This window comes from Massilia sp. (genome assembly GCF_032106685.1).
In the GTDB taxonomy this organism is placed as follows: domain Bacteria; phylum Pseudomonadota; class Gammaproteobacteria; order Burkholderiales; family Burkholderiaceae_D; genus Telluria.
This window is the reverse complement of sequence record NZ_DAMCPG010000071.1, coordinates 1-16,220: the sequence shown is the minus strand read 5'-3', so window position 1 is coordinate 16,220 and position 16,220 is coordinate 1. Positions and strand designations below refer to the sequence as shown.

At 51.8% G+C, this 16,220-nt stretch carries 10 protein-coding genes; 6 read left to right on the top strand and 4 right to left on the bottom strand.

What is annotated here, in order from left to right; all coding sequences use genetic code 11:
• Positions 1-320 precede the first annotated feature (320 nt).
• The 4 genes from RT688_RS23055 to RT688_RS23040 all read right to left on the bottom strand — a co-directional run bounded on the left by RT688_RS23055 (position 321) and on the right by RT688_RS23040 (position 7,208).
• Positions 321-2,066, bottom strand: a complete 1,746-nt coding sequence (locus RT688_RS23055; protein WP_313707170.1) for a hypothetical protein — start codon at positions 2,064-2,066, stop codon at positions 321-323.
• Positions 2,067-2,104: 38 nt separating this feature from the next.
• A complete protein-coding gene (locus RT688_RS23050) occupies positions 2,105-3,250 on the bottom strand; it encodes a dsDNA nuclease domain-containing protein (protein WP_313707169.1) in 1,146 nt (381 codons plus the stop codon).
• A gap of 779 nt (positions 3,251-4,029) precedes the next feature.
• Positions 4,030-6,498, bottom strand: coding sequence for a toll/interleukin-1 receptor domain-containing protein (locus RT688_RS23045; RefSeq protein WP_313707168.1), 2,469 nt, complete (start codon positions 6,496-6,498; stop codon positions 4,030-4,032).
• Positions 6,499-6,644: 146 nt separating this feature from the next.
• Positions 6,645-7,208, bottom strand: coding sequence for a hypothetical protein (locus RT688_RS23040; RefSeq protein WP_313707167.1), 564 nt, complete (start codon positions 7,206-7,208; stop codon positions 6,645-6,647).
• Positions 7,209-7,999: 791 nt separating this feature from the next.
• Between RT688_RS23040 and RT688_RS23035 the strand changes: the two genes are divergently transcribed.
• The 6 genes from RT688_RS23035 (at position 8,000) to RT688_RS23010 (ending at position 14,901) form a co-directional block, all read left to right on the top strand.
• Entirely contained in the window at positions 8,000-8,587 is a 588-nt protein-coding gene (locus RT688_RS23035) for a hypothetical protein (RefSeq protein ID WP_313707166.1), read from the top strand.
• A gap of 14 nt (positions 8,588-8,601) precedes the next feature.
• The gene (locus RT688_RS23030) at positions 8,602-9,159 is read left to right on the top strand and encodes a hypothetical protein (protein ID WP_313707165.1); all 558 of its coding nucleotides are present in this window, start codon (positions 8,602-8,604) and stop codon (positions 9,157-9,159) included.
• A 35-nt stretch (positions 9,160-9,194) separates the two neighbouring features.
• The gene (locus RT688_RS23025) at positions 9,195-9,911 is read left to right on the top strand and encodes a hypothetical protein (RefSeq protein ID WP_313707164.1); all 717 of its coding nucleotides are present in this window, start codon (positions 9,195-9,197) and stop codon (positions 9,909-9,911) included.
• Positions 9,912-10,203: 292 nt separating this feature from the next.
• Positions 10,204-10,500 carry a hypothetical protein gene (locus tag RT688_RS23020; RefSeq protein ID WP_313707163.1) on the top strand — a complete coding sequence of 99 codons (297 nt, stop codon included), beginning with the start codon at positions 10,204-10,206 and terminating at the stop codon, positions 10,498-10,500.
• A 530-nt stretch (positions 10,501-11,030) separates the two neighbouring features.
• Positions 11,031-12,200, top strand: a complete 1,170-nt coding sequence (locus RT688_RS23015) for a site-specific integrase (RefSeq protein WP_313707162.1) — start codon at positions 11,031-11,033, stop codon at positions 12,198-12,200.
• A gap of 679 nt (positions 12,201-12,879) precedes the next feature.
• Positions 12,880-14,901, top strand: a complete 2,022-nt coding sequence (locus tag RT688_RS23010) for a phage/plasmid primase, P4 family (RefSeq protein WP_313707161.1) — start codon at positions 12,880-12,882, stop codon at positions 14,899-14,901.
• Positions 14,902-16,220: the final 1,319 nt, after the last annotated feature.

Sequence of the window (16,220 nt, the reverse complement as noted above, 5' to 3'; positions counted from 1 at the left end):
AGAGGATTGAAAATCCTTGTGTCGGTGGTTCGATTCCGCCCCGGGCCACCAAGAACATACTTCACGAAACGCCGATCCATGCAGATCGGCGTTTTTGTTTCCAGCGCAAGAAGTCCTCGTGTCCGGTCTATTCCCGGCCCACCATCTCCGCGCCCGCACAACCGTCCGAATCGTCCAAACGTCCGCCCACTTAGGTCTTCACTCCGCAGCACGGACGTTAAACGTCCAAACGCCTATTGTGACCTCCATGCTACGGTGACAGAACGGACTTTTGGTCCGATGGTCGCAGGTTCGAATCCGCACGGCCCACCACTTATTCCCTATTCATCCGAATCCGCCTCTGGCTTGTGTTCCTTGACCTCGTCGATTGGAATGCTCAGCAGCGCGGCATTCATCTGCCGGTAGAGCGGCTCGACATCAGATTCGACCTCGTCGTAGCACTCGGGAAGCAACATGCTGTACTTCTTGTCGAAAACAGTTGTCTTGTCGAGCTGAGCGTCCGAGTGTTTCGTGACGCAGACTATGAGCTGCATGGAATCCGGAAGGCTCTCCGCGATGAACCCGAGGACGACGTGGAGGTTCAGGTCGTCTTGGTCCTGCTGGTTCGGAGAGTCTATGACTACAGGGACCGACATGCCTAGCTGTTCGCCGTGGCAGACCTTCCACAAGGCTGCGTAGTAAGCGAGGAGCAAACGAGGCCCTCCGCTGCCTGAACGGTTAGGTCTGCTGACAAGGTTTGGATTGCCCGAAGGATCGGGTACGTTGAGCGACTTCCTCGCTAGCTGGTAGGCTTCTCTGAACGCAGCCACAATCCTTTTGGCACGCTTCTTGTCGGTCAACGCGCCCAGTTGTGCCTCGATTTCCGCAAGTTTGGCGTTCCAATCCGCCAGTTCGCCGGCGATCTGTTCTCTTTCGGCATCGAATGCCCTATGGGCAGCCTGGGCTCCTTGGGATTCCACTACCTCTTGGAACCGGAGGTCCCCGCGCTTATGCTCAAGGATCCCGTTGATTCTGGCGTAGTTGCCGCGCAGCGTTCGAAGTTCCCCGTTCGTCGATTCCAGTTGGCGTCGCGCGGTAACGAGATCTCTCTGGAGCGTACGCGTAAGCTCCTCCAGGATCCTGGCGTCCTCGGCATAGCCCAAGTAGTGCAGGAATGACTGCTCGTGCTCCGCCCCACACGTCGGGCAGACGATTTCATTGGCATTGGCAATGTTCGCAAGGTACTTCTGGTCTCCGGCGTATTCCCGCAGCGAGGCGAAGGCGGTTTGGATCTGGTGGTTGATGCTTGCAACCACTTCACCCTCGCGGACATACTTAGCGCGCAGAGTTTCCTGCAGGCCGTTGAGCTCGTTCGCCTCTAATGTCAGGCGGCGGATTTCTTCTTCGAAGCCCGCCTCCGACAGCTTCACGGTGCCAACCGGAAGAGTCTGGCTCAGCCGACCGCGAGCGCGTTCCAGAAGCTTCATCTCGCTGACACGCGCGTCGGCTTCCTTCGATATCGCGCTTTGCTCGCTCTTGAGCTCGTAGTATTCGGCAGGCTTGATACCGCTGAAGTATTCGAGGATGCTGCGGACCGGTGCCGCATACTGCATCGTAGCGGGGAAAGTATCCCATTTTTCCCGCCAGCTCCCATCTTGGTCAATGTAAAAAGGGAGGAAAAAACAGGAAGGATCGGCCAATACGCCCTGCCCTGTCTTCTTAGAAGTCAGCATGAGCTTAAAACCGACCAGCGCCGCGAACGTTTCTGCCCATGCGGCAGGCGAATCAGTTGCCTTGAGAAGCTTGCCGGACGAATCGTGAAGCGAGCGCGCACCACTATGGTGGATGACGGTAAACGATTCACCGTCTACCTTGAACCTGACTGCGGAAACGGTCTGAGGATCCCATTGTTCGAGGGTTCCCAGCGGTTTGGCACCAAGCGTTACGAAGAGGTGCTTAACGAGACTTGACTTGCCCGTATGGTTCTCCCCTTGGATCAGATTCCTGTGCGGGTGAAAGCTGACCTTTCTGGCTTTTTTGTCGCGGTGCGATAGCAGCGATATGCTTTCGAATAGGAAGATTCTCATAGGATTTTGTAGATAGGGCGCGAAGGAGTTTTCTAAAATTAGGCTGCGGCATTTTTCGTTACCTGGATTAGCAAATACGCGAAGACTTCAGTGTTCTTGAAGGCCGGATGGGACGCGGCTATCCTCGCGGTTTCCGCTTCCAGTGCGGGAAGCAACGAAGAAGATGCCAGTAGCGGAGGTGCTGCCTTGGCGCATTCGTCGATCAGGGCGAGCTCGTCGCTCCCCCACGTCCCGGAGACGACGGCGGAGAAGTACTTCGTCACGCCGACGTTAATCGAGATACGCCTAAGAGGAGCAAGCCCTTCGAGCAGCAGTCCGTCGAGAACCTTGTCAAAGTACGATTTCAGGTCGGGAACGCCTTTGAGATCGGCAAGCGCAGAGTTCAGCTCGGCCATCGAGTATCCCCGCTGGTGACGCAGTTCCTCAAATGACGCCACGGGCTGGGTCTGTCGCCCGAGGGCACTGAGCTGCGCGAAGAGAGCGTCCACGAACGCTTTCGCTTGGCCTGCGCTCGCCGGTAGGTGCTTGCTGAGGTAAGCCGTAGCCGCGCCGAGAGCCATTAGGTGAGGGGCGTCCGGGTGCAAGGTAGTTTTCCGCAAGGCGAGCCGTTTGAGGTTCGGGACTTCTCCGGGAGCGGCGTGGAGCAGGGCCAACCCCTCGGCCAAAGGTGACGCGTGCGAAGCGTCAAGCTGCGACGCCAGGCACTTGAGCAGGGCCGAGGCTGATCCACTCGTGACCAGCGGGAGGTCGCAGCCTGCGTTCGACACGAAGTGAGCGTTGGCTTCCAAATGCTGGACAGCCAAACCAGCCTTATACAATTTACCGAGAGGGCTCTTTCCTACCTTGGACAGAGTGGGTGGTACTTTTTTCTTCGTTCGGCCGTCCGGCTTCAGCAAGCCCGTTAGTTCGTTGAACGACCACTCGCCGCTGTCTTTCTTTTTGATCTGGTATATATCGACGCGGCTGGGTGCCGTTTCAGAATCGAACTCGGCGACGTCCTGGATCGACTCGAAAAGCAGGAGGAAATCGGTCGAGCCGCCTTGTTTGAGCTCGAATATGCGGAGGAGCGCCCAGTAGCGCTGGAAGTCCACCCCCTTCTGCCCATGACCACCCCCAGCTTCCGCCAGCTCAGGATCCTGACTCAGGGAAAATATTTCGGTGAATTTTTCTTCCGCTAGCGACATATGTAGAGTTGGAAAACATCGTTCGTCAATGTGGATGGGGACCCTATGGGGTTGCTCAGCATAACTGTTGGTAATTTATCAGTGAACATGCAAATTGCCAATTTTTGTTAGCTGTCATGAGGATCATGACTTCAAAATCCTTGTGTCGGCGGTTCGATCCCGCCCCGGGCCTCCAAGAATATCCCTGACTAAACGCCGATCCATGCAGATCGGCGTTCTTTTTACGGCGCCGACAATCCTTGTGCCCGGTCTAGCTCCGGAGTGCGGGATGCAAAAAATGCGCCATCACCACCCGCCTCTTCTTTCCCCGACCGCGCATTCACGAAAGGAATGGCGCCCTCCCCAAATCTTGCCGTAAAACGCGAGCGGTTCAATCTCACGTTTGGCAATACCAACGCCACGACCAAACTACGCAGTGGATAGCGTTAGCAAGAGTTGTTTGGGGCATGTGCAAATTGGCGAAGTCAATTCAAGACAAGCTTGTGGGTTGAGTAATGATGCTAAAGGAGTCGCCAATATCCCACACGCGATTGAAATCTTCTGTCGATGATTAGACTAATCCGGCTACCGAAACTGTTTAGCAAACACGCCAGACACACAGCTGGCGTGTTACTTGTAATGTGCAAACGCATATAGACGCTCTAGAGCAACGACCACATTAGCGTACAGGCAGTATTGCGCCAATCCTGCAACCTGTCCATCTCAACTCTGCTTCCAGAACGTGAACCTTTAGCACTAGAGCGCTGGAAAAGGTTGGATGGCCAGGAAAAGCAACATTGCTACTTCGTCCGCCTAACCTGTGGCAATTGACGCGCCAGATCTTGACTGCACATTTCCGTAAATTTCTCTCCATACTCTAACAAGATCTTTTCAGCATCGGCAAACTGCTGCTTCACTACCAAATGTTCAAATTCGACGCGCGCGATTTCAATTTTTGCTAGGGGGTTTTTTTCATCTCTTATGGATTTCGCGAGCTCACTGTGAAACTCGCGGTATTGCATATCTTTACCTTTCAATGACAACATACTTAGCAATGCCACTTTCGCTGAAATTGGTAGTTTTTTCCTGTTCAAAAATAATTCATTGAGCGATGCAATGTCGTTATTGACGATAACGTCGCGCATTTTTGACCTAGAAAAGTAAAAACTAGTCCGCTCCAGATCATCAGCACGCTTTAGTTCATCGAGGCAATCATCAATGTCTGCAATTAATTCATGGCGACGCTCGACCCGATATCTTTCAATTAGAACCATTGCAAAAACGTCCAAAATATACGGATTTCCAAGGGCTAAATTATGTGCTGTTTTTACACACGAGTACGCCTCTTCAAAGTTCCTTTCAAAAGCATAAATATAAGCCAATTCCCGATATACATGGGAGTCTGCATAACGATCCTGCTGAATTTTTTTAAACCACTTTAACGCCTCGCGCAAATTGCCACGCATTCTTTCCCTGAAACCATTTCCGAAATAATATACAGCATCAGTCCGAGGTGATTTTTGGATATTGTTATATTCCCTCAAAAATAAATCAAACGACTGTTCATTACCGCCTCTTACTGCAGACAACCCGATTAGACGCCATGCTTCACGCTTTCCATCCTGGCTTAGCTTTTCGCTCTGCTGATACGCTTCCTTGGCAAGGGGCAACGAAGTTTCGTAGTCCTGTGCGTCATACTTCCGCTTTGCAGCCTTTAACTGCTGACTAGGCATTATCAGGTTCGAAAGATAACTGCTTATCGGCGCCCCATCAATAATATGCTCGACAATTCTCGCGTCTAGCAGCTGAACAGAAACAAAAGTTTCTTCCGTAATCTTATCAAATGCCAACAACAACTCTTTACGAGCTTCCGCCAACGCAGAGCGATGAAGGCTCGCTAAACCTGATGCGTATCTTTGAATATAGCTAGCAAGGGTGTAATCAACACCGTTATTAACTAGAAGACCCGCATCGATAAGTGCTTCAGTTGAATCTTCAAATTCGGGCCAACCTTTAGAGACCAGCACTATCTCTTCATATGAGAGGATATGGCTTTCCGAAATGAAGGCAACAGCCTTTTCACGTTCAATATTCCCATCAATAAAATCCTCCAGTATTCTTTGAACTTCCTGATTTATTAACTTCACAATGTTGTTGTGCGTCTTGTTCGGCTTGTACCTAGGATTTCTCCGCAGATAATTCGCAACCACTGTTATTAATCCAGGATGGCCAACAATACTATTCTCAATCAGATCTTGCTCTTCCCGGCTAGGAAGTTTTATATCATGTCTCTTTATTAAAACCCTAAACAAATGAATTGACCATTTATCATCGAGAGGCTCTACTCCGAAGAACAGTCCATTTTCCAAATCGGTACCGTTTAAAAACCGATTTGACAAAAATAAAATGTAGGGATAGACGCCAGGAGCCAAATACCTTGCCAGCTTGCTAAACCAAGATTGTGGTTTCCCTTCTTCTGTAAGAGCTATAGTTCCTAAATCTATAACTACGACTTGGTGAAATGAAGTAGATATTTCATATAGTAGTCGCGCAAGCTCTTTCGTTCGATCATTATCGTTAAGAGATGCAACACGATCGGTCTCTAATTTTAAATCCCTAGCTCGCCAATTCGCACTATACGCCAAGGCTTTTCTATAAATCTCCAATATGCCATCGCCAAACCCAACCTTAATCAAAATTTTATTTTTATTTAAGTGCGGATAGTAGGCCTTGTAAACCGCGTTAGCGAGTGTACGTCGCCCTATTCCAACTGGGCCAGAAAAGTAAAGATAACTCGGCGGAACTTTACACTCCGTTAATTCATCAATTATTTTCCTTTCATCCTCGCTTCTACCGTAGCAAGACTCATCTTCGTTACTCACCGGTCGTAACTCATCCAGCAACCGGAGTGCTACATGGTGCGGAGAAGGAGGGCATGAAACCAAATAACGCCCCATCCAAGTGGGTAATGTAGACCAATTGGTATCATCAAGTTGAAAAATTAGAAACTTCTTAATTTTCCATCGAGTTCTGAGTTCTAACGCGAGATCGATTTCCGAATTAACCCAATCAGATTTTATAGCAGCTTCCGATAGAAACAAAACGTACACATCACATTCTTCTATTCCATCATTGATCTGCAACGCAAGATCCGAATTCTTTTTAAAAGTCTCTTTATCGTAAACACATTTCCCAGGCCCCAGCTGTGAAAAAACGTTCTCAACAAAGTCTCCGTCAAAACTACTGTGCGACAAAAATGCACGAGACATGTATTCCCCTAGATTAGAATTTACTTTAGAAATCAATAAGTGCTATTCCGCCATCATAAACGACTATGCAAGTCGGAAATGAGAAGAAATAAAAGAACGCATTTTCACACTGTTATTATTTTACCCTACTAGAGTCGCGACATAAGTTAGTTTAGCTTTGTCACATCAACCAATTTATACATAAAAACTAGCTCATCTTGAATAGCCCGCATAATTGCGCGTAGATCGCTCCATTGCGAAATCATGTTACTCAATTTTGGATATGCCCTTTGTCGGTCTACAGGAGGCAAAGTCTTGTCACTTATGTTCTCCCACCAAAATCGGTAGTCTGCTTGCCATGTCTCGAGAAATGGCCGCAAGATGTCACGCATAAATCTATGAATCAGTGCGCCGAGATGATTATTTATGCCAGCCCCGGTGGGAATTCCGAAAATTTTCCTCGGCCTTACATATGTTGAACATACTGGAAATTGACGCATGATTTTGCGCGATTCGCTAAAAAATGTATGCAAGGACGTTAGGCTTTCCGCGTAAACCTCTCCGGAAAAATCTGTGCAGTCGCGATCGTTTGGCTTGCCGGTTACAGCTATTCTAGTAGCTAGTTCGGTATATAATTCCCATGCACATTGGCGGTCACCTTCCTCAAAGTCGCCACCCAATTTAAGGAAACCAATATCGATCGAAAAGTTTCCTTTTTTCATTACCGCCATATTGCACTTCCTTTGAATTGTTTGAATTAAGTGGACTAAATTTATGCTTTACTTTTTTCGCCAACCATTCCAAATGTGTTTTGATTTTTTCATTCATCTATACTTCGTACTCCTGCGTATAAGATTCATACTTTAGCGTCTGCTCAGAACATGACGTGCCGAAACGAGGAAGAGCGCGAAGACTCGCTGGTTCCAAGGGCCTAGATTTGGTGTCGCTCAGAGTGCAGTGTAGTCTAGCAGACCAGCATTTTTGTGGCTATAAAGATGGCCTGCTCGACAACCAAAATTCAATACAACATGAAATACTTCTTTTGGTCAACTAAAATTTTTGGCGATTGGGCATAACTCTAAAATTCAGTAATTCCCGCTTAAGCCAGCGCTGAATCGATGGAGATTTCGTGCATATATAATTTTGATGGTTGAACCTAACCAAAGCCCATGCCCTAAAAAGGTCTTGGGCTTTTTTCATTTTACAAAAGGGAATCTCACTAATGATCAACCTCACCGCAAAACCCGTCTGGCAATGGTCAGCCTCAAACACTTCGCCACGTTCGCTCAGCGCACGGACCAGCAGCTCAGGTATCCCGCCCCTTAAGCAAGCGTTGATGCCACGCAGCTTGGACCTAAACTTCTCGCTGAAGTACCGCCGCTAATCCGACTTCATATCATCTATTACTGCTGACGGCGTTGCATCGGCAGCGCTTGCCCAGCTTTGGCTACAAAGGCCCATGACATCAACTTGTGATGGGCCGTTTCTTCTTAGTAATTACATCAAACAACCGGAGAGCAAAATGAGCAAGAGCACTTTCCCAAAAAAATCGTCCGAAAGCGGTCAACCTTCCGTCGCGACGTGCGCGACTGTCGCGGTCGCCCTTACTCCATTCTGGGTTCTCAATGCCGGGACGGCTAAGAAGTTAGGGCAACACAGCGCTGGCATTCTCAACTATCACGTCGTCGCCGACAATGACCGCCGTGACCTCCTCATCGCAGTAACAAAAAACGAAGGTGGCGGCTATTTCAGTCGCGAACGGGTGCCCTTCCGCGCCATCGTCGCGTGTCTGGAAAAATACAAGTCGGGCGAGCCCTTCGTCTCAAAAGTATTGAAGGATGTCTTCGTATCCAAGTCCTCAAACAATGCAGGCTTCCTGTGTGCGGTGTTGCATGCGCTCGGCCTCCTCTCAGCGGCAGCCGTAGCTAAGACTCAGCACGTCGTTACTAGCGACTGGCTGCTTTGGGAAAAGACCATGCTCGCTGAGACTGGAACACGCGTTGAGCTACCTACCGAAATTGGCGGCGATTTACCGGCTGGAAGCGTTGCCGCATCAGATCATAAGGACCATAGAAAAACGCTCGAAATCCCTGCCAAAAAGGCTCAATAGTGGCGAGCAGGCCGATGATTGCCTGGCCGCATCTTGCCGCGCTGGCCGATTCCGAAGGGCTGCCGCAAGGTCTGCTGCATTGGATGACCAGCACCCATGGCCTCTACATCTACGGGGGGCTACTCAAGAGGATCGTTGATCCCGCGTCCGCCGTTCCGTTGGGAGACGTAGACGTGATCGCGCTCGACGCCAAGGTCATGGAGGTCATGACCGTACGGTTCGGGATCATCTTTAGGCGGGTGAAGACAACTACGCGGACGCCTTACTTCATCGGGAAGGCAGGGCACGGAGACGCCAAGATCATCCACCTCGCATTACTTAGCTCGCACGAGCAAGCAATGCGATACGTTATGAACAACCAGCTGGATATCGACCGGCTTGCCCTATCCAACCACCACCTTTTCCACGATCCGAAATTCGAGCTTGATGCGCTCTGCGACGCGATCCGAACGAAGCGTGCTACCCGCGTCCAGGGCGCGCGTGACATGACCCTCTTCGCTAAAAATCGGCAGCAGATCGAGCATCACTACGAGGTACGCCTACGACGCAAGGGGTACTCCGTGATTGACTGAACTCCCATCCACCATAGAAAAAACAGGAACCTGCCTTGTCCGCCACCATCTACGTTACCGCAGAGACTCTTGCCACAATGACATTAATCGCTCCGCTCGACTATTATGACCGATGCCTCCTATCTGACGACCCCGCAACCGATCCGACCCGAAGGGAAGGATACTATCTTAAGGACCTCTCCTTCCTCTCCGTTTCCGTTCTGCCCGACGCTGCACACATCGCCTTGCAGCTCAATGCCGGCGCTGCTGAAGTGAGCTTCCCAACTGAGCTTCGGGGCTGCATCTTCGAGGGTGCGCTGCACCTACCTCCCGACTACCAACACATCATCGCGTATTGGTCCGGCACCCCGGTCAACGCGGACCAGGAGTGCGCTATCTATTACCAGTGCCCAGCACAACGTTACGAAGTGCCTCTGGCGCAGATGGAAGCTAGTTCAGTATCGATCAACGACTGGGTACAGCCCATCGACGCCTTAGTTTCCGAAGGCGTCGTGGTGTCCATCGCCGGATTGGGTACGCTGCTTTCTGACGCTGCGGACGACGATTTCGTATCCGTCGCGCTGCCTATCGACGAGGATCTGCTCGGCCTGGACAACGGCGGATTCCTTGCCGAGAGCGAGTACAACGTGACCTCGGGGCGTGTCGAACGCATCTTCCTGCGGGTGGGCGACATAAGGCATTCACCCGACCCGCAGCGTGTTTACATCGACATTCTGCGCTACGAGGAACTTGATTATGGTTTTTATTACTAGATTGACGGATAGCCATAATCGTCCACGTCACGAACGCTTCGGCCTGCAAGCTCCCCTCCCCTCCTCTCAAGCCCTTCTGCCGCATAACAAAGTCTCGAAGTAGTCACTCTGGCAGGAACTGTCCAGCGGGAACAAAGCCGAAGGTCGCCTGAGGTAAATTCCAGAAGAAAACAGCCACCGGTCAGGCAGCACGCAGCGCATCAACGCCGATGTCGGCGGACTCGACAGAGACGCGACGAAGGTCATCGTTGCTCGCATCAACATTCAACTTCTGTTTCATCTAAGGAATTCTATGAACCAACTCCATAAGGGCAAGCTGCTGCTTTTTCCCCTGGGTGACCTGGTTGCCACACCAGGTGCACTCAGCTCCCTCGAAAACTGCGGCATCATCCCGATGCGCCTGATCGCACGCCACGGACAAGGCGATTGGGGTGAGATTTCTTCCCAGGATGCTCAAGCCAACGTCGATGCGCTGAGCCTTGGCGGCCGTCTCCTATCAAGTTATACCTTGGCAGGTGATACCAAAATCTGGGTCATTACCGAGGCCAACAGATCGGCGACGACAATCCTACTTCCGTCGGAGTATTAGTTCACAGATGACAAAAAATGTGAGCCGACTTTTTGGGTCGGGGCATTGCTGTCTCCAAAAAGTTTAGCTGCCACCTCCCTCCCTCCCTACTTTGCATGTTTCAGGGAGGGAGGGAGGCGGGGTTCAAACTTTCGAGGAAGTACGAAACCTGATCGACCTGAAATGGACCGGACTGAAGTTGAAGTCTCGCTGACATAACTTTGAGCAGCGCCAGAAGCCTCACGCTGCTTGGCTCTATGCACAACACTCAACATGCGAGCTTGCACGGGCGGAAGGACTAGTGAAACTGCTGTCGTCGTGGTCGTCCTGTCGCCTTGTTGTCGTGGCGACGTCTGTGGGCAATAGCAGGACACGGACGCCGCCGAGCACAGTCCTTGCGTCGCTGTTCTATCGGCGATCCAAAAAAGGATGTTCTTTACAAACCTTGAACAAGATAATAGGAAGGAAAATCAAGCGTTCTTCCTGAAGCAAACATCAGCCGCCCCGGTGTTAACCGGTGGCGGCTTTTTTCATTCATAGGAGAACAAAAAATGACAAGCCGCACCATCCAGTTCACCACTCGTACTTGCGAGCGTCTTGAAGGCCCGAAGTCTGACTCGACCAGCAAGGATGTGGAATATACCGACGCGATGACCAGCGTGAAACTGACTGTGTCAAAAACTAAACTCAAAACCTGGTACTACCGCTACACCATCAATGGCAGGAAACGTGCAATTCGTATCGGAGCGTTTCCCGGAATTTCTGTCGATGAAGCACGGAAAAAAGCGATCGAATACGGCGCGATGGTCGACCGTGGCGTCGACCCTCAGTCGCAAAAGGACATCTACAAAGGTATGCCCACCTTCGAAGAATTCGCCATAAACGAGTACCTACCATACGCATACAAACACAAGCGTTCAGCCGATATGGATGAAAGCAAGCTCAAGCTCCATATCCTGAAGCGTTTCGGGCACAAGCGGATCTGCGACATCACCCGCTATGACGTCGACATGTATCGAACTGATATATCCAAGTCGCATTCGAATGCCACAAGCAACAGACACCTGGCCTTGATCGCGCGTATGCTAACGCTCGCGATCGAATGGGAACGCGGCGTCGAGAAAAACGTCTGCAGGGGCATGAAGAAGCTGCAGGAGACAAGCGACGCGGGGCGTGCTCTGAAGGCGGATGAAGTACAGCGTCTGACAGCAGCACTGCGTGCCGAGCCAAACCGCCTGGGCGCACAGGCGGTTCTTCTCCTGATGTACACAGGGCTTCGGCATGCTGAGGTGCTCACTCTTCCCTGGAGCGCGGTTGACCTCGTCGAGGGCAAGGTGTTCCTTGCACATACGAAGTCCGGCAAGTCTCGAACTGTGATACTCAACCAGGTTGCAATCGATCTGATTAGGGAGATCAAACCAACGCGCAGCCCTTACCTGTTCCCGAATGCCGTCGATCCCCAGCGCCCAATGAATAACATCCGCAAGGTATGGATGCGCGCCCTGGCGAACGCTGGATGCCAACATGCCCGGCTCCACGATTTGCGACATTCGCTGGCAAGCGCAGCAGCAGTTGCAGGCGTTAGCTTATATGCAATTCAAAAAATGCTGGGCCACTCATCGAGCCATATGACTCAACGGTATGCTAAGTTGGCCGATAGCCGTGCGATGCGTGAGGCATCAATGGCAGCGGTTACGATGCTGACCAACACCGATCGCTGATAATTTATCTCCACATGAGTCTCACGCTTCCGTGCAGACCCATGTGGCTTTTTTTTTGATCTGACAGATCTTCCCGCGCACGGGTACTGGCACCGTACAGGTGGACAGGTGGGCAGGTGGGCAGGTGGGCAGGTGGGCAGGCATTGCACTACAAAAATAGTCGTTGACACGCGTAAATTTTTACCTTATTGTGCTGGCAGAGTTTTTGATCGCCTCCCTTTCTCGCCTGTCGCGAGGTGGCAACTAGGTCAAGACCAAGTAACAAAATACAGACAGGACTTCCTTCGGCTTCACAGCCACGCGGACGATTCGGCGAATAGATGAACCAGACCTACCTGGAATCTAAACGCAACAACAAAACATCCGGCGTGATGACGCGAGTTTTTCGCAATATCACCCGAGACTAGTGTTTTGGGAATCGTACCGTTGATCCCACCACACGACCTGCCATACCCGCTATCGAGCGAGTATTGTCACGTCCTGTCGGGTTCGACGGACCAGAAAACCACGTAATTGGACGTGGAACTGGTCGGCGCCGTGGTGCTCTTCCCCTCCCACTAGAAACCCTTCGCGCTTCCAGGCACGATGCGGGTTACCCGCTTCGATTCACCACCAACTGGTGCTCGTAGCGTCAAGTTTAAATCGGCGTCGGTATTTACTCATTAAGAGAACCGACAACATGAAATCGAACCCAGCAGCATTGAACAGCGTAGTAGTTCCCACGTCTTCGCACAGCGCCCCTGAAACGCCATTCGTTATCACTTCGTTCCGCAATCAAACTGACAACAAACCGGACAAATGCGATGTTACGTGGACTGATCTGTGCGAAACCTTGCGAACGCATGATGTCCGCGAAAAAAAGGATGGCCCTGCGTTCTCCGGAGCCGAGTATAAGAATGGCACTACCCGCTCTGACAGCAACGTAGTGCGTTTGCACCTGGCGATCTTCGACATTGACTACGGGGACAGTAACGCCTTCGAAGCAAAATGTAGCGAACTCGACTGGCAGGGCATTCTGTACTCGACGCATCTCCATACGGCGAAGGCTCCTCGTTTTCGCGCTGTCTTCCGTCCATCCCGTCCGATTTTGCCTAACGAGTGGAAGGCGATCTGGCCAGTCATGAACGAACTGCTGGGCGGCGACGCCGATACTGCTGCTCGCGATCTGAGCCGCATATACTTCCTGCCCAGCACTCCCGCAGCAACGGAAACGCAGGCGTTCGTAAAAACTATCGATGGCGCTAATCCAGTCGATATCGACAAGCTGCTGACGATTCCCATCCCTAAAGTAAGCGCGACCAAGCGCGTCAAGAAGGGGTCCAGTGGCTCTTCCGAAGAACTCAAGATCCGTGAAGTTACCGACGCAGTGCATGCGACGTATGCGGGCCGGCTCTGGTATCACTGCGAGAATTTCCGCCTGTACGAGAGCGGCTACTGGCGCAAAACCGATCAACGCACCGAGATCGTCAAGCCGATTTTGGAGGACTTCCCTTGGCTTACTGCGGCTGGGTCTAATGAGGTCGTCGAGACGCTGAAGATCCTATGCTCCTCGTCGGACGCCAGCAACGGTCAAGACCAGATGCAGATCGATCAGGAACTGATGCGCCGCCTGATCTGCATGAAGAACGGAACACTCGATCCGGTCACTGGCGAGTTGCTGCCACACGCCCGACAGTATCGCCGGCTGTGTGCCCTCGACATCGACTGGAACCCGACTGCGAAAGCCCCACGATTCCTGCAGTTCCTAGATGAAATCTGGGGCATGGAACCCGATTTTAGTGATCGCGTCAACTTCCTGCAAGAGTTCATGGGCTACATGCTTCTTCCGAGCAATAAGTTCGAACGATTCCTTTGGCTGACCGGTTCCGGTGCAAACGGCAAGAGTGTGCTGCTCGAGTTGATGGCAAATATGGTTGGCCGTGAGAACACGACCTGGGTGCATCTCGATCGCCTTAACAAAACCGCGGTTCGCGCATCGCTCGAAGGCGTCATGCTCAATATCTCTACCGAGATGAACGCTGATGGCACGATGGCTGACGGTTACCTCAAGTCCATCACTTCCGGTGAGCCTATCGATGCGGAACCGAAGTACAAGGCGCCATATTCCTTCATTCCTACTGTGAAATTGGTCGCGGCGACAAACCATCTTCCACGTTTGAAGGATACCTCGGGCGGGTTCGCTCGTCGCGCAGTCATCCTGTCTTGCAACAAAGTGTTCACGAAAGAAAAACGCGACGCCGATCTCGGCAAGAAGTTGGCCAGCGAACTCGATGGCATTCTGGTCTGGGCAGTGGACGGGCTTAAGCGTCTGCTTGCGCGTAACCATTTCGTTCCACCGGCGTCTTCTGATATGACAGTGCAGACCTACCGTACCGAGGCAGATTCTGTCGCCATGTTTAATCACGAATGCCTCGACCCGTGCACGGAAGGAACCACATCGGGTGAACTTTATGCTGCCTACCGTGACTTCTGTACGACGAATGGCTTCCAACCTACGAACGTAGCGATCTTCGGTCGCAGGCTGACGGAGGTGAATGTGGGCACGCTTCGAAAGTCCGGCGGCAAACCGATCCGTGCTGCGAAGTTCCGCGTGCATGTTGCCGACGACCACGTGGTCGTGGCTGAGCAACCTCCCAACAATGTACGAATGCTGAGCCGCAAAGGAACTAAGGTCAGCGCTGATGAGATGTTCGGTGAATAGCCAACGAACGGCACAGCATTCTAACGAAGCGAACGTCTACTAACTCTTACTACCCTGCCCTACCTGAGGTGCGCAGGGTACCAAAACTTTGAAAGGAAATCCGTCATGGTAAGCAAACAAAAAAACACTCATCAAAAACCCGATACCGACCTAGCCCAGGACATTGCGGACTACAGCAACGTCCTGGGCGAGTTCGTTTTTTGATCAGATGATAGTGCTGACAAATCAGTTGCTTCGCGCCAAGACTCTGCCTCTTAGCCAAGTTATGCACGTGATCCACTCGTTCGCTCACGCGACCGAAACTGCGGGCGTCAAGCAAGACTTCCACCAAGACGGCTTGAGGCCCATGCTCGTACAATGCGCCACTGACGTAATTATCGAGTACTGCCAAGAAGACGTTCATAACTCGTAACAGCTCGCCCACAAGAAATTAGCGAGAAAGGTAAGCGGCCTCGTTCTCTAGATTGGCTTTCCCACTCTAGCCGCGCGCAGCCCCTATTGAGTTAGCGCCCCCATGCTCTCAACTGGGGCATTCCATACAGTCAATACCCTACGGAATCTTCTGCTGTACTACAGCAGAAGATTCGGCTTTGCGGCCTGACGTTCTTGCACCAGCCTCCCAGCAAATGGTCGCCGATCCAAAGGGTTCGGGCAATAGCAACATAACTTGCGCCTAGCTAGCCTAGCAGCTTGAGTGACTCCCGCTTGAAAACAAGCGTCTTTTACTTGCCGAGTAGTACCCCTGATAGGATATTCTAGCTATTGAAGGTGTCCGGCTTGATGCGAAAAGCCGGTTAATCAGGTGTGCCCTCATCGCTATAGTCGTCGTACGATGGCATCGAGCCGAAGCGTCCTCCCTCCCGTGCAAAGTACCCGACGAACCTGCTAGCATCCATCAAATCACTTTTTTCACGTCGCAGCGTGCTATCTGCTGAGGCCAACTCCTGAGCAGGTGTAGCCTTGGGGGCTTTCGGGTCGGAATGCGCCATGGTAGCGGGCATGTGCGCGCGCTGTCGGTGATGTTTCATTTTGTCCGGTCGCACCATGCAGCCGCACACTGGACAAGCTTGTAAAGGGGGGGCGGCCGGCTTTCTAATACTCTTCTGTGTGGTAGGCCCGCTACTAGGCTGTTTCAGGGTCATCTTGAGCGGAATGTCTGGCTTGTTCTGCTTCTTCAGCGAAGCACAGATCTCCACGTGTATAAGGAAGCGCTCACTACGAACATCCTTTTGGCACCCCCCACATCGTGTATAGCGCACTCCGTCGCGAAAGAGGTAGCCTGCCGCTGTCTTAGAAGCAAGCAATGACGCTGAACTTGG